Here is a 19,938-nt window from a genome sequence, read left to right on the forward strand (position 1 = left end):
ATCCAAATGAAAAACGTTATTCTGTCTGCAATTTTATTGCTGACCTTGTCAAACTCGTCCTTTTCTCAAAGTCCACGACAGTATTATCATATTGCTAATGGTTGGACAGACATCAATATTTCAGGAAAAATTGCAGGGAAATTCACTTGGCAATTAGAAAATCAGCATCGTCGTGAAGACATGCAAGGAGATTATAATTCAGGAACAACCACAGGGAATCCTTATAATAACCTCAACCAACACGTTTTTCGTCCTTGGCTACATTATCAATTCAATCCAAATATTCGTTTTTCTTTAATGCCTTTAGGCTGGATTGGTTCAAATCGTTTTAAAGAAGGGTCTCCTTCTGCTTTCTTTTCAGAAATCCGTGTTTCTCCACAAGTAATGTTAACGCAAAATTTTGGAAGAGTACGTATAGACAATAGATTGCGCTATGAATTTCGTTGGTTCGGACAAAATCAAGATGTAAACGACAAAAGCTTTTTGTATGGTGGCGATTTTTCTACCACTACTTTCAAAGAACGTTTTCGTTATCAATTAAAAGTAACTGTGCCAATCAACCATGCTAAAATGGATGATAATACTTTGTATGCCCAAACGTACAATGAACTATTTGTAAATACAGGCGAGCAAGTTGCAAATACAAATTTATTAGACCAAAACAGGGTATTAATTGGGCTTGGCTATAAATTCAACAAATATCTTGCCGTTGAAGCAGGCTATATGCAACAAACAATTTTCAAGTTTAACAATGCTACCAAAAGTAATGTTGACATCAATAATATTATTCAGCTAAACTTAGCTGTCAGTAATTTCGAACAGTTATTTAAGAAGTAACCTTTAAATAATTGCATATTGAGACAACCTCATTTATCAATATCTGATATTGCGGCTATCTCAGCTACCATTATAGATACTCTATAAATCAATGAAAACTTTCAAGGGACTTTTTGTTCTAATGACTTGCTGTGTCATTAGCTCAGTAACTTTTGCCCAAAATTTCTCGAGTGATTCCAAAAAAGAAGCACAAGCTCCTAAAAAATGGTTTGAAAAAATCTCATTAAGAGGTTATGCACAGGTTCGTTATAACCGTTTGTTAGAAACAAATGATAAAGTAAAATGTGAACAATGTGATAAATCTTGGGGCGAAAATGGTGGATTTTTTATCCGTCGTGGACGATTAATTTTCTCTGGAGATATTTCTGAGAGATTATACATTTACGTTCAACCAGATTTTGCTTCAAATGTGAGTAATTCTTTTCAACATTCTTTGCAAATCCGTGATGCTTACTTTGATTTAGCTTTAGATTCAAAAAAAGAATTTCGTCTTCGTTTTGGACAAAGTAAAGTTCCCTACGGTTTTGAAAACATGCAGTCTTCACAAAACCGTTTAGCATTAGACCGTGCTGACCCAACAAACAGCCCAGTATCAAACGAACGAGATTTAGGAATTTTCTTTTATTGGGCTAAAGCGGAAATCCGTAAGCGTTTTGCTTACTTGGTTAGTTCAGGATTGAAAGGAAGTGGAGATTATGGTGTTTTTGCATTTGGGCTTTATAACGGACAAAATGCCAACAAAGTAGAACACAATAATGAACCGCATGTGGTATCAAGAATTACGTATCCGTTTAAATTAAAATCAGGACAAATCATTGAAACAGCTATTCAAGCTTATACAGGAAAATTTGTCATTGAAAAAAATACAAAAAACAAAGCAACTGAATCTTCTTTTATCGACCATCGTGTAGCGGCTACTTTGGTAGTCTATCCTCAACCTTTTGGTTTTCAAGCAGAATATAATATCGGAGAAGGTCCAGAGTTTAACCCAAGTACGACGACTACAGAAGTAAAAAAACTAAATGGTGGTTATGCTCAAGTAATGTATCGACAAAAAATCAATGACAATCACATTACACCATTTATCAAGTATCAATATTATAATGGTGGGAAAAAACATGAAATTGATGCAAGAAGATACATTGTAAAAGATTTAGAAATTGGTGCAGAATGGCAATTGAAAGATTATTTTGAGCTTACAGCAATCTATACAATTTCGGATAGAACATTTGAAGATGTAGCCTTGCCAGACAATCATCAAACTGGAAATTTATTACGACTTCAAGCACAGTTTAATTTTTAGACATAAAAAAAGAGTTGTCAATTCGAAACTGACAACTCTTTTTATTTATGCTCGTTTTAATTCAAAAATGGTAATTTCTGGTGGCATTCCAATTCTGCCAGGATAACCGATATAGCCATAACCACGGTTTACGTACAATTTTTGGTCTCCTTCTTCATATAAACCTCCCCATTGTTTATACACATATTGAGCTGGCGACCACGTTTCGTTACCAATTGTAATACCAAATTGCGTTCCGTGAGTATGTCCTGAAAACATCACATCAATATCTTTGAATTTGGTATTTACTTCCTTATCCCAATGGGTTGGATCGTGCGAAAGTAATAGCTTTACAGGTGCTTCCTCCGTTCCTTTCACCGCTTTTGATAAATTGCCATAGGTATGAAAACGATTTTGTCCACTAATATTTTGAACACCAATAATCGCTAGTTTTTCGCCACCTTGTTCAATAAATCGGTTTTCATCCATCAATAAATCGTAGCCCATTACTTTGTGCGCACGGATTAAATCATTTAGATTTTTCTGTTTTCCAATTAAATCATTATCCCAACGTACATAATCGGCATAATCATGATTCCCCAAAGTACTATAAACGCCCAAAGGGGCTTTTACTTTATTGAAAATATCAATGTATTCTTGTACTTCTGAAGCTAAATTATTCACTAAATCGCCCGTGAAGAAAACAGCATCTGGTTTTTCTTTCATCAACATTTCTACACCGCCTTTCACAGCAACACGGTTGAAAAAAGAACCAGAGTGAATATCAGAAATCTGAGCGATGGTCATTCCATCAAATTGCTTCGGTAAATTTTTCAAAGCCAATTTTACTTTGCGTACTCTATAATCATGCGCCCCAGAAATAATTCCCCATGTTAACCCTAAAGCTGGCACAGCACCTGCAATCACAGCCGTTTTCATCAAAAACTCACTTCTTGTAATAGGCGTATTTAAAGCTGAAGGTTGGTCGGGACTTGAAATAGATGTTGTTGTGGCTGTACTCGAAAACTTAGAGACAATCAAACGGAATAATCGAACGATGTCGTCTATCAATAAAAAGAGTACCACAAATATTTTAGAGAAGTAATTAATAAAAACACCAACCATAATAATGGTTCTTAGGTTTTTACCAAGCCATTCTGGAGGAGTAAAATTATAAAGCCACATGCCAAGCATAGTGATTGATGTAAGTCCCCAAAAAATGTATTTTGTAATGTTCTGAGTATTAGCTGAAGTATTTTGAATAGATACTTTTACGGCTTGCCAAACGTACCAATCAATCAATAAAAGTACAATTGATACAATTGGAATAATAATTAATTTATTCATTGAAGTATAAGGATATTTTTATCAGAAAAGAGTATTCAATAGTTTATTTTAACTATTTGATTAAACCCTAATTCAATGACTTGGGTTCTGGATGTACTTATTTTTATGATAAACGGCAAAATCCTGTATTAAAATTTACTTTTGTCGATATAACCTTTGGTAAGCCTGTGGCTTCATTTGCATTAAAGATTTGAAGGAACGGTTGAAATGAGAAAGATTATTAAAGCCGCTTTCAAAAGCTACTTGCGAAATACTGAGTTTCTCGCCTGCCAATAATTTACAAGCATGCCCGATTCTGAGTTCTTGCAAAAACTGGAAATATGTTTTCCGAGTATGGGTTTTAAAGTAACGACAGAAAGAATTCACACTGATATTAGCTACTTCGGCTACTTCTTCTAAAGTAATTTCTCTGGCAAAATTATTCAATGAAAAAGAGTAAATCATGTCAATTCTTCTAGTGTTATATTCATCTAAAGAAACATTAAATTCTGTTTTTGATAAATCTGCAACATCATCTGAGCTGGCTATGTAACTCAAGATATTCAATAATTGAATTACTTTATCAATCCCAGTTGTATGAAGCATTTCCTCCATCAAAACACCAACTTTTTCACGAACAGCGCCGCCAACCAATAAACCTTTCTTTGCTTTTTGAAATAATTCATTCAATGAAACAGATTCGGGTATTTTCATAAAACCATCTCCCCAAAAGTTTGGATTGAAGTGAATTACAACTGAACGTGACATTAAAGTAGAATTTTGTTCAAAATAATGTGGGTCGCTTCTGAAAAAATGCGGCACATTTGGTCCAATCATGATTAAATCATTTTCTTTGAAACTCCTCACACCATTTCCTACCAAAAGTGTTCCTGTTCCTTCAAAAATATATACAATTTCAATCTCAGGATGATAATGCCAGTGATTATAGAAAAATGGGACAAAATCTTTATTAACACTGAACGATTGCTCAGGCATTATCTGAACTTTTCTGAATAATGGCTTCATTGTATGTAAATTATTACCGAAATAAAGTATTCAATAAAATTAATGCTAATATAGTATTAAAATGTACTAATAACGGAAAAGTTTATGTAAGAAAAATACGCTCTCTTTGTAATGAAGTTTTTTAATAATTTATTGTAATAAAAATAGATTTAAAGATGATTAAGCGTCAACATTACGATAATTTTGAGCTTTGGCAAAGATTTAAGAAAGGAGATCAGCAGGCTTTTCACTTGATTTATAAATTAAATCATAAAGTTTTAGTCAATTATGGTAGTAAAATAACACAAGACATAGAACTTGTGAGAGATACCGTACAAGATTTATTCGTAAACTTATGGCTTAGAAAACACAATCTTGCCGATACCGACAATATTGAACCTTATTTAAAAACTTCATTGCGCCACGATTTAGTCAGGAAAATTACTGAGTCAAGAACGGGCGTTCCTTTCGATAATATTTCTGAACTTGCTCATCAGCTTGAAAAATATCATTTTTCATACATTCATGAAAATGAAGAACGAGAAGAGATGTTCGTAAAACTTGAAAAAGCATTATTGTCGTTGCCAAGTAGAGTATCGCAGGCTTTAAAAATGAGATATTTCGATAAAATGGGTAATCAAGAAATTGCCACAAAAATGTCTATCAATTATCAATCTGTCAATAACAATATTCACAGAGGTGTAGAAACACTAAGAATCGCAATGACTCAGTAATATAATACTTGTCTGTTTGTTTTTGTGAATCCTTATCATCAAAAATAGCAGACAAGTATCACTTATATTTCTCATTTTTCTCTTCATTTTCCATCTTAAACAAGGCTATTTCCTGATTTTTTATCCTTGTTATATTTATTTCCTCAGATTCCATCTCTGTTTTTTTTCAGATAAAACCAAAATCCATCACTGGTTGAATATATCTTTTATTTATTTTGTTATCCTTTGTTAATACGTGTTCATACACATATATTTGTCTAAATAAATAACTAATCACAATTACCCACTAAATTTCTATAGCGATTATTTCATTGCTATAGTATGAACGACAATTACAGAACTCCTGAATTTTAATCTTTTAAGTTTCGAAAATCATAGTGGCGGCTTTGGTTTTTTAAGCAAAGATTATCACAGGAGTTTTTTTATTGCTTCATTCTGACTCATTCATGTCTTACAATTCCTTTTCACGGCTGAATTATGACCTTTATTCAAATTGAACACCAAATTACCTTTCTTCAAACCCTCTATTTTCTATGCATCAACTTTGTTGTTGTGACGCCTAAAACTTCTCAAAAAAAATCATCATAATGGTATGCAAGCATAATGAATTCGCTAAATTCGTAATAACATTATAAACAATCTTCAAAAATGAATATAGCTTATATATATGATGCCGTTCGTACTCCTCGTGGACGAGGAAAATCAGACGGTTCATTGCATGATATTCAACCTGTTCAACTGGCACAACAAGTATTACAACAACTCCGAGAACGAAATCAATTAGATACTTCGCTGCTTGATGATGTAATTCTTGGTTGTGTTACGCCCATTGGGGAACAAGGGGCAGACATTGCTCGCACGGCAGTTTTGGCAGCTGGTTACGACCAAAGAGTAGCAGGTGTACAAATTAATCGCTTTTGTTCTTCGGGGCTCGAAGCCGTAAATATGGCATCTGCTTATATCATGTCGGGACAGCAGGAGTTGATTATTGCAGGGGGAATCGAGTCTATGTCGAGGGTTGCTATGGGTTCAGATGGTGGGGCAATGGTGATGAATCCAGCATTAATTGCCGAGCATAAATTTGTACCTCAAGGCATTTCAGCCGATTTAATTGCTACCAAATATGGATACTCTCGTGAAATGTTGGATACTTATGCCGTTGAATCACAAAGAAAGGCAGCAATAGCACAGCAAAATCAACGCTTTGATAAATCTATGTTTGCCGTAAAAGATGATATTGGACAAGAAGTATTGACTTTCGACGAAGGTATGCGACCCGATACTTCGCTTGATTCTTTGGCGAAATTAAAACCTGCTTTTGAAAGCATTGGACAAATGGGCTTAGACTATTTGGCTTTGATGAAATATCCAGAACTGAATGAAATCAAACATTTGCATCATGCAGGAAATTCTTCTCAAATCGTAGATGGTGCGGCTGGTATTTTAATTGGAAATAAAGCGATTGGTGAAAAACTGGGCTTGAAACCAAGAGCTAAAATTACAGCCTTTGGTGTTTCGGGTTCTGAGCCAACAATTATGCTGACAGGGCCAATTCCTGCCACACAAAAAGTACTCAAACGCAATGGCATGAATATTAATGACATTGATTTATTTGAAATCAATGAGGCGTTTGCTGCTATTCCTTTATTGTTTATGGACGTTCTAAAGGTTGATGCTTCTAAAGTAAATGTCAATGGCGGAGCAATTGCCCTCGGTCATCCACTTGGTGCGACGGGTGCAATTATTTTAATGACGCTTTTGGATGAATTAGAAAGAACAGACAAAAGCACTGGTTTAGCAAGTTTATGTATCGGCGGCGGAATGGGAATTGCTACGGTTATTGAAAGAGTTTCTTGAGACTTGAGGATGTTGGATTTTAGGACTAAAAGACTGGAAGACTTTGGATGTAAGGATTAAAATATTAATTCAAATCAGTTTTATTTCTAACTCCTCAATAAAGTCACAGAGTCCAACAATATCATAAGTCCTAATTTTTTCAATCATCAAATCTTAAAGTCCAATATCCTAATATCATTTAGTCTTAAAGTCCGACCTCCTAAATTCCTTTAGTCCGCAAATCCATCATCCTGAAGTCCTTTAGTCATAAAGTCTTAAAGTCCCCTAAAAAAATGCTCTCATACAATCTCTTACATAACGTCGCCATTTTAAGTATCAATGTTGCGAATCAAGCAATGAATGTCTTGAATGACGAATCAATTCCTGCTCTTGCTAAGGCATTAGAGCAAGCATACGCAGACCCAGAAGCTAAAGGAATCATCATTACTTCTGAACGACCAGAGTTTATCGCTGGTGCAGATTTACGCATGATTCTTAATAATAATGGTAACGCTCCCGAAGAACTCTATCAGCTTTCAAGGTCATTGAATACCATTTTCCGTAAAATGGAAACCAATGGAAAACCCATTGTAGCCGCCATCAACGGCACAGCTTTGGGTGGTGGCTATGAAGTATGCTTGGCTTGTCATCATCGAGTAGCCATTAATAATCCTAAAGCCTTAATTGGTTTGCCAGAAGTAACTATTGGTTTACTGCCCGGCGGTGGCGGTACGCAACGTTTGCCCCGAATGATAGGCTTAGAAATGGCAGCTCCACTTTTATTAGAAGGCAAAAAAGTATCTCCCAAAGAAGCTCTTTCCCTTGGCATGATTGACGAATTAGTGGATTCGCACGAAGCGATGATGGAAAAAGCTTTTGCGTGGATAAACGCCAATCCTGTTGCTTTACAACCTTGGGACGAAATCAACCGAAAAACTGGAAAAATTCAAGCAAAAGAAAATTATAAAGTACCCAACGGGAATATTTTAAGCCCTAAAGGAGTACAGTTAATGATGGGCGGTACGGCTCTTACGATGACTAAAACCAATGGTAATTATCCCTCACCCATCGCTATTTTGTCTTGCGTGTATGAGGGACTATTAGTAAATATCGACCGTGGACTTATCATCGAAGCTCGTCATTTTGTAAAAGTTGCCAATTCTTCTGTGGCTAAAAACCTGATTCGTACCCTATTTTTTGGGCTGAATGAAGTAAATAAAGGTGCAAACAGACCTAAAAACATTGAAAAAACCGAAGTAAAAAAACTGGGGATTTTGGGTGCAGGTATGATGGGTTCGGGTATTGCTTACGTTTCGGCAATGGCAGGAATTGAGGTTGTATTAAAAGATATATCGCTCGAAGCTGCCGAAAAAGGGAAACAATATGCTCGGACTTTACTCGAAAAAGCTATCAGTAAAGGTAAAATGAGTCCTGAAAAAGCAAATGGTATTTTAAGTCTTATCAAAACTACTGATAATTATGCCGAGCTTGAAGGAACAGATTTAATCATCGAAGCAGTTTTTGAAAATCCTCAATTAAAAGCAGAAGTATCTAAAGCAGCGGAGCTTTTCTTGAAAAAAGATTCAGGTGTTTTTGCTTCAAACACTTCTACTTTACCTATTTCAAATTTAGCCAAAGCGACAAGTCAGCCCGATAAATTTATTGGTATTCATTTCTTTTCACCAGTTGATAGAATGCAATTAGTGGAAATTATCATGGGCAAAGAAACTTCCGACTACGCACTTGCCGTGGCGATGGATTTTGTCAAGAAGATTCGTAAAACACCGATTGTCGTGAATGATTCTCAAGGTTTTTATACTTCCAGAGTATTCTTTACTTATACTTCCGAAGGCATTGAATTATTAAAAGATGGTGTAAATCCTGTGGTTATCGAAAATATCGCTAAACAAATGGGAATGCCCGTTGGCCCTTTGGCAGTAACAGATGAAGTAGCGCTGGATTTAGCCTATAAAATTGCCAAGGAAGCTGTAGAAAATGGTATTCTATCTGAAACAGATACGGCTTATCAAGTCAGTAAACAGTTTACTGAAATGGGACGTTTGGGCAAAAAAGCCAAAGCAGGCTTTTATACTTATCCAGAAAATGGCAAAAAGTATTTATGGGAAGGCTTAGCTGAAATTTTTCCTTTGAAAGAAGAACAGTTAGCCGTAGAGGAAATCAAGAAAAGATTATTGTACCGACAAGCTTTAGAAACCGTAAAATGTGTTGAAGAAGGTGTAATTCGTAAGTATTTGGATGCCGATTTGGGTTCTATTTTCGCTTGGGGTTTTCCTGCCTATTTAGGTGGAACGCTTTCCTTTGTGGATACTGTGGGCATCAAAACTTTTGTTGCCGAAGCCGACCGTCTGGCTGATACTTATGGCGAAAGATTCAGACCAACCGAAAAACTCAGAGCAATGGCAGAAGCTGGGAAAGGCTTTTATGAATAATGATTTTTTGATTTTATTCAGTATTTTTGAAGGTAAGTCATCACTGGCTTACCTTTTTATTGCCATAAACCCAATAACAAAAAGATGAAATTAATTTACAAACACCTAGCTTTTATTTTGCTACTTTTTTACACGACCAACTCCTCTGCACAATCTGTCTTATGGATAGTAGAAGGTAATGGTTTAGAAAAACCTTCCTACATTTTTGGTAGTGTTCATGAAATGTGCATACATAATTTTAAATGGGATATTAAAATCGAAAGGGCAATGAAGATTACCAAAAGAGTTTGTTTCGAGATTGATATCAACAATATTTTTGAACTTTTCAGGCAAAAAAGAATTGAGAAAATGCCTGATGGATATTCGCTAAAGGATTTTTATTCTGAAGAAGATTATGAATTGGTGAGTACTTACTTTAAAGAAAAGTTTAAGATTAATGTTGAAAAAAAAGACAATATCTCTCCTTTGTTTTTAATGATGAATGCTGCTTATAAAGGGCAAAAGGAAATCTGTAAAAAAAGAATTTCCTACGATTATGAGATTCTTAGATTATACAAAGAAAAATATACTTTACCCGTTAATGTTAATAAAGTTGACGGACTTGAGACAGCCGAGGAGAGAGACCACATCCTTAAAAAAATAAGTTATCAACGTCAAGCAGATATTATACTCCATGTAATTCGCCAAGAATCTATTGAAAAAACGTCTTCTGCATTAGAATATGCCCAGATGATTTCATCTTATTATAGAATGGACATTGATGAAATTAGAGAGAGTTCTAGTACAGACCCTGAAATAAGAGATTTTGAAAATAATATCATTGATGCTAGAAATGAACTATGGGTAAAGAAGATGCCCAAAATGATGGAAAATAATCCTACCTTTTTTGTAGTTGGTGCGGCACATCTTGGTGGAGACTTTGGATTAATTAATCTTTTAAAAGATGAAGGTTATATAGTACGCCCCTTAAAAATGACTTGGGATAAGAAATTATAGTTTCACCCCAGAACTTATTCTTTCAACTTTCATTACCTTTACGAAAATCCCAAAAAACCCTTGTAAGTCCGCAAGATTTACAAGGGTTTTTTTGTGGTAATGCAAAGTCAAGAAGAAAAGTTTGAAGGCTTAATTGAAGGAATTGTCGCCAATGGCTACGGCGTTTGTGATGATTTTTTAAGTAGTGAAGAAGTAAACATGCTTAACGCAAGATTTACCGAAAGGTTTGATGATGGCAATTTCAAAGAAGCGGGCATCGGTAAACAAAGTGAAGTACATCAAGCCAAAGAAATCAGAGGGGATAAAATTCTTTGGTTGGAAACAAATACGACAAATATTGCCGAAAGAATACTTTTGGATAAAAATCAAGCATTTATCAATTATCTCAATCAAACCTGTTATTTGGGCATTATTGATGCAGAAATACACTTTGCCAAATATGATATTGGTAAATTTTACCGCCGACACCGAGATACTTTCCAAGCCCAAAAAGGCAGAATCCTTTCTGTAATTTATTATTTAAACAACAATTGGCAAACCGAAAATGGGGGCAACTTATTGATTTATACCCAAGAAAACAATATTGAAAAAACAATCAGCATCGCCCCATTAGCAGGAAGATTAGTCTGTTTTGAAAGCGATAAACTAGACCACGAAGTAAGCGAAACTTTTAGAGAAAGATTGAGTATTACGGGTTGGTTGTTGAATTGTTGAGGATAAACCCAACCAAAAGCTCCCAATCTCCTCCATAACATACCGCTTAATAAGAATAGAATGATTTCTTTTGATGTCGTTACGAGTTTTGGTATATTTCTATCAAATTTATTATCAGATGCTTAACTCGTAAATTTTATGGATGATTCGCTCGTTTTTGAAGATTGGGACTTAATTATTGAAGACATTCAAAACCAAAAATGTATTGTCATCGTTGGGCCAGACATTATCGAGTATGATGGCTATCCAAGTTTCTTTGAAGCAGTTTCTAATGAATTAATTGATAATAAATATATCAGTCAATCTTTTGTTGAAGAGCAATTATTCCAAATAAAAATCAGCAACCCTGTTCGAGCAAAAGCCGAAAAAAATGACGGTATTCGTCACATTGCGAAGGCGATGCAAAGAGTAATTGAACAGAATCAAACGAAGCTTGATGCGATTGCAGAGTTATTAAAAAAGTTGCCTTCACAGTTAATCCTTTCTCTGATTCCCGAAGAAGCTACTTTTTCACGCATTTTACAGACACCCGTTCGATATTATCATAAAAATAAAACATCCGAAAAAGAAGCACTTCCTCCGCTCAGTCCCGATTCGCCAACGGTTTATAATATCTTAGGCTCATTGAGCCAATCAGAATCCTTGGTTTTTACTTATGATGATTTATTTGAATATATTTTCAGTATTCTAGGCGACAATCGCTTGCCTCAGGAATTACAAATTGCCTTAAAAAGTGCAGAACGGTTTATTTTTCTAGGAGTGAATTTCAATAAATGGTATATGCACTTATTGTTGAAACTATTGGCTTCTGATAAAAATGTATTGGCGATAGATGCCCACATTCCCGAAGCATCTCGCACCTTTATCATGAACCGTTTATCTTTAGAAATGATGGATTATACACCTTCGGCTTTTTTAGATAAACTAACCTGCAATTGTCATGGTGCATTAAAACCCAAAGAAGATACTTCTCCCAAAACAATTGTTCAACCGATTAATGTCCCTGTTTCAGTCAATAAACCTAATAAAAATACTCCTGTCAGAATTTTCCTTTCTTATGCTCATGTAGATGAAGAATTCAAGAAAGAATTACTCATTACTTTATCGCCTTTGATTAACCAATCGAAAGAAATAGAAATTTGGGAAGACCGACAAATTGTAGCTGGACAAGAGTGGGGTAAAGCCATTACCACAGAATTGCAAGACGCTGAATTAATGATTTGTTTGGTGAGTAGAAATTTCCTGAATTCTAAATACTGTATCGAGCAAGAAGTAGCGAATGCCATCAATCAACAAAAACACGTTTTACCTGTTTTGCTTAAATCTTGTGCTTGGAAAGACTTCCCTTTTCTGGCATCTCGACAAGTAATTCCCAGAGATAATAATTCAATCATAAGTTTTAAAGACCAAGACGAGGCTTATCAAAGTATTTATGAAGAAGTAAAACGTTTAGTTACATTGATTAAATCTGAAAGAGCATGACAGTCAGTAAAAATCGTTATCCTGGGCCTAAACCATTTAGAACAGACGAAAAAGATATTTTCTTTGGAAGAGATACCGACATTGCCGAATTCTATAAGTACATTTTTTTACACCAAAGTGTGGTACTCTTTGGTAAAAGCGGCTATGGAAAAAGCTCATTAATCAATGCGGGCATCATTCCTTTATTGGCAGAAAAAAACAAGCAAGTACATTTCTTTGAAGTAAAGTTCGGTCCTTATGTTTCAGGTTCGGATAGGTCAACGCCCATCGAAAGAATAAATGCTATCATCAAGGAAAAATCAACGGAAAAATCATCCTTGATTTTAGAAAAATACTTTGAAACAGATGATTCCTTTTGGCATACACTCAAAAACTATCAGATTAGTCACGAAGCAAACGAAATAATTTTCTTTTTCGACCAGTTTGAAGAGCTATTCACTTATCCGCAAGAACTCATTTTTGAGTTTAAACAACAATTGGCAGATGTTTTGTACACAACCGTACCTGCCTTTTTTAGGAATCAAGAAGATTTATTAGACCAAGAAGGAATATCGGAAGAATTCAGGCTTAATTTCTATCAGAAACCTGAAATAAAAGTCGTTTTTGCCATTCGTTCGGATAGATTGGCTCAATTAGAAGAACTTAAAGATTTTCATCCAGCTATTCTTAAAGACTGTTACGAATTAAAAGGTTTGGATAAAGAAGGTGCTTTGGCTGCCGTTTTAAAACCTGCAACCTTACCAGATGAACCCGTAGGAACATTTAAAACGCCAACTTTTGAAATTAAACAAGAACTAGCAGAGCAATTGGTTAGTGAATTACAAGATAGAAATGGGCGTATTGAAACTTCTACGCTACAAATTATCTGCTGGCAAGTAGAAGATAAATTTGTTCCTGCATGGATACAAGGCGATGAAAAATTTGTATTGACTTTCGAGCAAATTGATATTGACCAAGATGGACAAATAAAAGGCGACATCGAAACCGTTTTTGATAATTATTATAAAGATACCATCGAAACCAAAATTGATGCGCCCTTCCGAGAAGCAGCTTATCGCTTGGTTGAAGAAGTATTGGTTCAAAATGGACAAAGAATCCCTTTTGAGCATCACTATTTGATGTTTGTGGTTTTAGTGGAACAATTACATATTCCTAACAGACAAATTGCCCAACAAATATTAGATATTTTACGAGAAGCATCTTTATTGAAAGTGGAACAAGATTCGCAAAGACGATTAATGTATGAATTAGGACACGATACTTTGGTTGACCCAATTAGTAAAGCCGCAAAACTCCGTGAAGAAAGAGACGAACAAATACGAGTATGGGAAGAAGCTGAAAATGCAAAAGAATTAGCCCAGAAAGCTCAAGATGAAAAAGATAAAGCTAACGAACAAGCAGCACAGTTTTTAGTACTGAAACGACGAGCAGAAGTACGCTCTGTGATTGCCTTTGTTGGTTTTATCATTGCTTTTATCGTGGCATTTTATGCTTATTATCTAAAAAGAGAAGCTGACGATTTAAGTTTAAAGCTACAATCTGCCTATTTAATAACAGAACAAGCCAAAACAAAAGTACAAAGTCAGCTCGATACTGCTCTGACTACCATTGCTCATGATGTGATTGATAAAAGCATTAAAAAAACAGAAGTAGATAGTGAAAATAAAAAGCCCACTTCCCAAAAATCTAGCTATGATTCTGCCATTGCAATTTTAGCTAAAATAAAAAATACAACCCTAAGAACACAAGTAAAGAAGGAACTTCAAAAAGTGAATACATCAAAAAAGTATGATGGATATGATACAAAAAGTGTAGAGGCTATCAATCCAAAATATTCGCCAAAAGAATTTGATTCAAATAAAAAATTGATTGAGAAAAAAGTCTTACCATAAATATTGTTTTACTTATTTACTTCTTCTTTAGCATCAGGATTAACTTGATGGGCATTTTGCTGTTGATGATTATTCAAATTAAACCATTCCGCATTTTCTGTGGACATAATGGCTTCTATATTAGCTACAAATTGCTGAAAAGTAGCATTTTCTAGATAAGGACCTGATTTTGTTAAATACAAGATTTTTTCTCTTTTAAGTACCTCACGTACTTTTCTGTAATTCACCCAACTTTCATGGTAATTAAAAAGGGCATCTAATCCACTTAAAATAGCGATTAATACGCCTATAAAACTTATTATTGCAGGAAATGAAGGCACTTCGCTATACTTTGTAGCCAGAGGTAGCGAAGCAGAAAGAATGATAATTAACACCTTGGTTCTAATGTAGTTAGTTTTGCTATTTCTACTTTTCTGAGCAAAGAAACTCATTTGCTCATCTAATCTTTGTTCGATGTATTCTTGTTCTGTCATGGTTATTTAGGAATTTGGAGATATTAACCATAATTTAAAAATATCCTGATGAAAGAACAAATTTCAACAGAAATTATAAAACAAAAACGCCTGTCTCTAATGCTAGAAACAGGCGTTTGAAATGTCTTTGTTTATTTAAATACTCCTAACGGGTCTTCTTTTTTAGCGATTAACTCTTGTAGGAAATTCATATCCAGAAAAGTAATATCTAATATTCTACATTTATGAAAATATTCCCAAGCTTTGTCGTAATGTTCTAATTGAAATTCGGCGATGGCATATTTTAACCAACCATTTGCATTGGTTGAATCAATTTTTAATGATTTCTCTAACAACATTAAAGCGTCGTCAATATCATCACATTTTTTTTGTTCTTTAAAACAAGCCAATTGCACCGTTGCTACGTCAATCATCAAGGTTGGATTTTCGGGTGCTAAAGCCAATCCTTTTCTCAATAATTTAGCAGACTCTTCATAATTTTTTCTTTGATAACTTATCGAACCTAGTCCCCAATAAGCTTCAACATTATTTGGGTCGAGTAAAAAACTAAGATTGAATCGGTACGTAGCGGTATCCAATAAACCTTCACTCAAATATTCCCAGCCTCTTTCAGCAAAAAACTTACTTGCTTCAGCACGGTCTTTGAAGTTTTGTTCACATTGAGCAAAGAATTCTTTGGACTTCAAAATCTGTTCATCCACAACCTTTTTGCTACCAAAAAGTGGGATATACTTCACATCTTGACTATCAACTGCAAGTTCTTTTTTGGGAGCTTCTTTAGTACTAGCTAAAGGAATTGGTTGAACCTGAGCTAATAATGACTGAAAGCTAGACGATAAAATAAATATATATATTAACTGCTTCATAATGGTGGTAACAATACGAATGTTATAACGATGTCTAATAATTATTATTGTTTAGTATAAAGCTTCTTTCAAAAACCAAGCCTAATAAGTATTTCATGATAAATTATGCTAATCAAGAATCATAAATATCATGAATTTATAAATACTATCAAGCGAATTAATACTTTTTTATGCTATTCAATGTAAAAATAACAATATCTAGCACAAAAAAAGGATTGATTCTAAAGAACCAATCCTTTTTAGCAACTAAAAAATTATTTTTATGGTAAATCAAGTAAAAAGCCAATTGTAAAGTTTGCGTCCCAATCGAATACGAATTGTTCACATCCTGTTGATTCGGCAATGGCTTTATAAATGTTCAAGCCTGCTTTAGATTTAGCGTTGTCTAATTGATAAGCCGAAGGCGCATCCAAAACGGTATAACGCTCTTTGTCTTTTCTTACTTTCTTCGCTAATTCAAAAGGTACACCACCGATGATAAAACAAGTTTTACGATTTGCTTCTGGAATTTTTTTAGACTTTTCTCCAACTTCTTTGCTTACAGTTTCGTCACTTACACCATTTTGAAAATACTTCGCACCATATGATTCTACTGAAGTTAATTTACCGTTTTCTTTCCAAGAGATTTTGGTATTTCCCGAACCAATATCCGCTACAAATGAATTATCAGCATATTCGGCAGGTTGTACACATTTCAAGCCTAAAATCCCTTCTTGTTCTGGCGTTACGGTATTCACAAAGTATTTCAAAGATTTCAATACTTTAATGATTTTCTGAGTACCTTCTGCTTTTACAGCTCCAGAACTCACTACGAAGTGAATATCTTTTCCACTTACACCATAATCCAACATTCCACCAATGTATTTTTTCAAGCCCGCTCTGATGTCGTCATCACTTGCCATATTTTCAATTACCAAGCTATTTCCAAACTCTGCTTTTTCAAGCTTCCAACGTTTGTCAGCATCAATTCTGATAATAAATGAATTGAAACCACTTGCACCTAATTCCACTACTCCTTTCAATTTCCCTGCAATTGGGCCGGGAGGAGTATAATCAAAACTCTTTTTCTCGCCTTCAACAGTAGCCGAAGAATTTTCTTCTGAAGAAGAAGATTCATTCGAATCAGCAGTGTTTGTGGCAGAAGCTGTTGTTGCTGGAGCTAATTTTTGGAGTGCTTCTTGTCCTCCAAATTTTGTAAAGCCATAATAAATTGCTCCTACGATAATTGCGGTAATCAATAATCGTCCCGCTACGGTTAATCTTTGCATTGTTTTTGAGGGTTTAGTTGAGTTACGAGCTATGAGCTTTGAGCCGTGAGCTTTGAGCTTTTTTTATTTCTTATATTTATAATTTAATTCTAAACTGAAAAGTCTAAAATCTTTTTTCTTGCTTCTTGTATCTTGCTTCTAAAAATCTTAAAGTCCTCCAGTCCTAAAGTCTCCAACAAGTCTAAAATCTTGTCTCTTGCGTCTTGTCTCTTGCTTCTAAAGTCCCAACAAAGATATTCAAAGCCTCAAACCTCGCTATTTTTATTTGGTTATGTGGTAAAAGCAGACATTCATTTTGTAAAAATTGATGATGAAATTGAAAAGCCTAAAATTGTTGCCGAAGTAAAAACCGAATTCATATCTTTACAAAAATCTCTTTTCGCTACAATGTTCAAGCAAAAACTCATCAATGCCTTTCAAACAATTATCAAAAACAAATACTTTAAAGGAATAGCCTGCCTTTTTATCCTTTTTGTTTTGTTAGATTTGATTTTTCCGTTCAGAATCAACCCCAATTATTCTACACTCATTACCGATTCCGAAGGAAAATTACTGCACGCTTTTTTGAACAAAACTGACAAATGGCGAATGGAAACCGAGCTAAACGAAATTACGCCAACACTCGAAAAAGCCATCGTTTTTAAAGAAGATCGTTGGTTTCGTTGGCATTTTGGGGTAAACCCCTTTGCCGTGATGCGAGCAGGAGTAAAGAATGTACTTACAGGTAGAAGAACCTCGGGAGCAAGTACGATTACGATGCAAGTAGTCCGCTTGCTTAATCCTCAGAAAAGAACTTATTTCAATAAATTCATCGAAATTTTTCGGGCGATACAATTAGAATTTCATTATTCTAAAGACCAAATTTTACAGTTTTATATCAATCTTGTGCCTTATGGCTCGAATATCGAAGGCTTAAAATCGGCTTCTATTTTGTACTTCCAGAAGTCGCCAAATGTATTGAGTTTGGCAGAAGTAACGGCTTTGACCATTATTCCAAACCGACCGTCAAGCTTGCGTTTGGGCGTGAATAATCCTTATATTTTACAAGAAAGGAATCGTTGGTTACAGAATTTCAAAGAAGAAAAAGTATTCAATGCACAAGATATTGAAGATGCCATGAACGAACCGCTGAATGTAATTCGCCACGAAGCTCCACATTTAGCACCGCATCTTTCTTTGCGTTTGAAACAAGAAAATCCTACGAAATCTATCATTAAAACGGCTTTGGTTCGTCATAAACAATTGACGATTGAGAACATTGTGCAGAATTATGTCAGTCGCTTGTACGCTATGAACATTCATAATGCTGCGGTGATGGTGATTAATAATAAAACGCATCAAGTGGAAGCTTATATCGGTTCGGCAGATTTTAATAATCCGATTGATGGCGGACAAGTAGATGGCATTCGTGCCATTCGTTCGCCGGGAAGTACGCTGAAACCTTTACTTTACGCAACGGCTTTCGACAAAGGAATTATTACACCCAAAACTGCCATTAACGACGTGCCGACTAATTTTGGAGGTTTTGAGCCTGAAAATTTTGATAAACTTTTTCATGGAAAAATCACGATAGAATACGCTTTGGCAAACTCGCTGAATATTCCAGCAGTCAAAATTTTAAAAGAAATTTCTACGCCTGTTTTCGTGGATAAATTAAAAAAAGCAGATTTCCAGACGGTCAAAAAGAATTCTTCCAAGCTTGGACTTTCTTTAGTTTTAGGCGGTTGTGGCGTTACTTTAGAAGAATTGACGAATCTTTTTTCCGCTTTTTCTCAAGAAGGAAATTTCCAGAAAGCTACTTATACTTTAAACGCTGATACAAAATCACGGATAAAAAACGAAATCATTTCTAAAGAATCCAGTTATTTGATTACCCAAATTTTGGCACAAATTACTCGTCCAGATTTACCCAATAATTACGATTATACTTATAGAATGCCCAAAATTGCTTGGAAAACGGGCACTTCTTTTGGTAAAAAAGATGCTTGGAGTATCGGCTATAATGCAAATTATACCATTGGCGTTTGGGTTGGGAATTTTTCTGGTGAAGGAGTACCCGAACTTTCAGGAGCAAATATCGCTACGCCTTTACTTTTTGATATTTTTAATACTGTCGATTATAATTCTTCTTCTAAATGGTTTAAAGCTCCCGAAAATATCGCTTACCGAAAAGTATGTGCCGAAAGTGGCGATGTACCGAATGATTTTTGTACGCACCAGATTGTGGATTATTATATTCCGAGTGTGTCTAAAATGACGAAATGCCAACACGCCAAGTACATTTATGTAAGTAGGGATGAAAAAATAAGTTACTGTTCGCATTGTTTGCCCGAAAGTGGAACGGTGCAGAAACTTTACCCAAATTATGCTCCAGAATTATTGAGTTGGTACGAAAGCAAGCATATTCTTTACGAAAAAGTCCCTCCACATAATCCGAAATGTGAAAGAGTATTCAATACCAATGCTCCGCAAATTGTATATCCTGTAGATGGTTCGGAGTATTTTTTGGCTAAAAATGAAAACCAAAAATTGATGCTGAATTGTCAGGTAGGCAATGAAGTAAAAACGGTTTATTGGTACATCAATGATAAATTATTGCAAAAAGCTTCACCGAATACAGAAGTATTTTTCAGACCAGAAGCTGGCAAAATCAAAATTTCATGTAGCGACGATAAAGGACGTAATGCTGATATTTATGTGGAGGTAAAGTGGGAGTGAGTTTTTTCAGTAAGTAAGTTTTGGAGTTCTTCAGAAAAGAAAAAAGGCTCAGATTTTAC

At 35.0% G+C, this 19,938-nt stretch carries 15 protein-coding genes; 10 read left to right on the top strand and 5 right to left on the bottom strand.

Going from position 1 to position 19,938, the window contains the following annotated elements; genetic code table 11:
• Positions 1-6: 6 nt before the first annotated feature.
• Both ABID42_RS17680 and ABID42_RS17685 read left to right on the top strand, forming a co-directional pair.
• Entirely contained in the window at positions 7-837 is an 831-nt protein-coding gene (locus ABID42_RS17680) for a DUF2490 domain-containing protein (protein ID WP_367284808.1), read from the top strand.
• 91 nt (positions 838-928) lie between these two features.
• Complete coding sequence (locus ABID42_RS17685; protein WP_367284809.1) at positions 929-2,140, top strand: porin; 1,212 nt, start codon at positions 929-931, stop codon at positions 2,138-2,140.
• A gap of 45 nt (positions 2,141-2,185) precedes the next feature.
• Here the strand turns inward: ABID42_RS17685 and ABID42_RS17690 are convergent, their stop codons facing one another.
• Together ABID42_RS17690 and ABID42_RS17695 are read right to left on the bottom strand one after the other, a co-directional pair.
• Entirely contained in the window at positions 2,186-3,466 is a 1,281-nt protein-coding gene (locus ABID42_RS17690) for a metallophosphoesterase (protein WP_367284810.1), read from the bottom strand.
• Positions 3,467-3,601: 135 nt separating this feature from the next.
• The gene (locus ABID42_RS17695; RefSeq protein WP_367284811.1) at positions 3,602-4,471 is read right to left on the bottom strand and encodes an AraC family transcriptional regulator; all 870 of its coding nucleotides are present in this window, start codon (positions 4,469-4,471) and stop codon (positions 3,602-3,604) included.
• A 155-nt stretch (positions 4,472-4,626) separates the two neighbouring features.
• Between ABID42_RS17695 and ABID42_RS17700 the strand changes: the two genes are divergently transcribed.
• The 7 genes from ABID42_RS17700 (at position 4,627) to ABID42_RS17730 (ending at position 14,554) form a co-directional block, all read left to right on the top strand.
• Positions 4,627-5,184: an RNA polymerase sigma factor gene (locus tag ABID42_RS17700; protein WP_367284812.1), complete on the top strand. Its 558-nt coding sequence runs from the start codon at positions 4,627-4,629 to the stop codon at positions 5,182-5,184.
• A gap of 648 nt (positions 5,185-5,832) precedes the next feature.
• On the top strand, positions 5,833-7,041 hold the full coding sequence (locus tag ABID42_RS17705) for an acetyl-CoA C-acetyltransferase (RefSeq protein ID WP_367284813.1): 1,209 nt from the start codon (positions 5,833-5,835) through the stop codon (positions 7,039-7,041).
• 272 nt (positions 7,042-7,313) lie between these two features.
• The gene (locus tag ABID42_RS17710; protein ID WP_367284814.1) at positions 7,314-9,470 is read left to right on the top strand and encodes a 3-hydroxyacyl-CoA dehydrogenase NAD-binding domain-containing protein; all 2,157 of its coding nucleotides are present in this window, start codon (positions 7,314-7,316) and stop codon (positions 9,468-9,470) included.
• 84 nt (positions 9,471-9,554) lie between these two features.
• Positions 9,555-10,466, top strand: a complete 912-nt coding sequence (locus ABID42_RS17715; protein ID WP_367284815.1) for a TraB/GumN family protein — start codon at positions 9,555-9,557, stop codon at positions 10,464-10,466.
• 99 nt (positions 10,467-10,565) lie between these two features.
• Positions 10,566-11,180 (top strand): 2OG-Fe(II) oxygenase, encoded by a 615-nt coding sequence (locus ABID42_RS17720; protein ID WP_367284816.1) that lies wholly within the window; start codon positions 10,566-10,568, stop codon positions 11,178-11,180.
• Between the two features lie 138 nt (positions 11,181-11,318).
• On the top strand, positions 11,319-12,662 hold the full coding sequence (locus ABID42_RS17725) for a toll/interleukin-1 receptor domain-containing protein (protein WP_367284817.1): 1,344 nt from the start codon (positions 11,319-11,321) through the stop codon (positions 12,660-12,662).
• Positions 12,659-14,554, top strand: coding sequence for an nSTAND1 domain-containing NTPase (locus ABID42_RS17730; RefSeq protein WP_367284818.1), 1,896 nt, complete (start codon positions 12,659-12,661; stop codon positions 14,552-14,554). Before ABID42_RS17725 ends, ABID42_RS17730 begins: the two co-directional genes overlap by 4 nt.
• 8 nt (positions 14,555-14,562) lie before the next feature.
• Here the strand turns inward: ABID42_RS17730 and ABID42_RS17735 are convergent, their stop codons facing one another.
• The 3 genes from ABID42_RS17735 to ABID42_RS17745 all read right to left on the bottom strand — a co-directional run bounded on the left by ABID42_RS17735 (position 14,563) and on the right by ABID42_RS17745 (position 17,161).
• Positions 14,563-15,027, bottom strand: a complete 465-nt coding sequence (locus ABID42_RS17735) for a DUF4231 domain-containing protein (RefSeq protein WP_367284819.1) — start codon at positions 15,025-15,027, stop codon at positions 14,563-14,565.
• Between the two features lie 131 nt (positions 15,028-15,158).
• Positions 15,159-15,893 (bottom strand): tetratricopeptide repeat protein, encoded by a 735-nt coding sequence (locus ABID42_RS17740; RefSeq protein ID WP_367284820.1) that lies wholly within the window; start codon positions 15,891-15,893, stop codon positions 15,159-15,161.
• Between the two features lie 260 nt (positions 15,894-16,153).
• The gene (locus ABID42_RS17745; protein WP_367284821.1) at positions 16,154-17,161 is read right to left on the bottom strand and encodes a hypothetical protein; all 1,008 of its coding nucleotides are present in this window, start codon (positions 17,159-17,161) and stop codon (positions 16,154-16,156) included.
• Positions 17,162-17,371: 210 nt separating this feature from the next.
• Here ABID42_RS17745 and pbpC point away from each other — a divergent pair, with 210 nt between their 5' ends.
• Positions 17,372-19,879, top strand: a complete 2,508-nt coding sequence (pbpC, locus tag ABID42_RS17750) for a penicillin-binding protein 1C (protein ID WP_367284822.1) — start codon at positions 17,372-17,374, stop codon at positions 19,877-19,879.
• Positions 19,880-19,938 lie beyond the last annotated feature (59 nt).

This window comes from Arcicella rosea (genome assembly GCF_040543805.1).
Taxonomy (GTDB): Bacteria; Bacteroidota; Bacteroidia; order Cytophagales; family Spirosomataceae; genus Arcicella; species Arcicella rosea.

What these genes read in the sequence shown, in the direction of transcription:
- ABID42_RS17705 (WP_367284813.1), top strand. Translation starts at nt 5,833, where the DNA reads ATGAATATAGCTTATATATATGATGCCGTTCGTACTCCTCGTGGACGA.
- ABID42_RS17740 (WP_367284820.1), bottom strand. Translation starts at nt 15,893, where the DNA reads ATGAAGCAGTTAATATATATATTTATTTTATCGTCTAGCTTTCAGTCA.
- ABID42_RS17725 (WP_367284817.1), top strand. Translation starts at nt 11,319, where the DNA reads ATGGATGATTCGCTCGTTTTTGAAGATTGGGACTTAATTATTGAAGAC.
- ABID42_RS17745 (WP_367284821.1), bottom strand. Translation starts at nt 17,161, where the DNA reads ATGCAAAGATTAACCGTAGCGGGACGATTATTGATTACCGCAATTATC.
- ABID42_RS17710 (WP_367284814.1), top strand. Translation starts at nt 7,314, where the DNA reads ATGCTCTCATACAATCTCTTACATAACGTCGCCATTTTAAGTATCAAT.
- ABID42_RS17680 (WP_367284808.1), top strand. Translation starts at nt 7, where the DNA reads ATGAAAAACGTTATTCTGTCTGCAATTTTATTGCTGACCTTGTCAAAC.
- ABID42_RS17685 (WP_367284809.1), top strand. Translation starts at nt 929, where the DNA reads ATGAAAACTTTCAAGGGACTTTTTGTTCTAATGACTTGCTGTGTCATT.
- ABID42_RS17735 (WP_367284819.1), bottom strand. Translation starts at nt 15,027, where the DNA reads ATGACAGAACAAGAATACATCGAACAAAGATTAGATGAGCAAATGAGT.
- ABID42_RS17720 (WP_367284816.1), top strand. Translation starts at nt 10,566, where the DNA reads ATGCAAAGTCAAGAAGAAAAGTTTGAAGGCTTAATTGAAGGAATTGTC.
- ABID42_RS17695 (WP_367284811.1), bottom strand. Translation starts at nt 4,471, where the DNA reads ATGAAGCCATTATTCAGAAAAGTTCAGATAATGCCTGAGCAATCGTTC.
- ABID42_RS17700 (WP_367284812.1), top strand. Translation starts at nt 4,627, where the DNA reads ATGATTAAGCGTCAACATTACGATAATTTTGAGCTTTGGCAAAGATTT.
- ABID42_RS17730 (WP_367284818.1), top strand. Translation starts at nt 12,659, where the DNA reads ATGACAGTCAGTAAAAATCGTTATCCTGGGCCTAAACCATTTAGAACA.
- ABID42_RS17715 (WP_367284815.1), top strand. Translation starts at nt 9,555, where the DNA reads ATGAAATTAATTTACAAACACCTAGCTTTTATTTTGCTACTTTTTTAC.
- ABID42_RS17690 (WP_367284810.1), bottom strand. Translation starts at nt 3,466, where the DNA reads ATGAATAAATTAATTATTATTCCAATTGTATCAATTGTACTTTTATTG.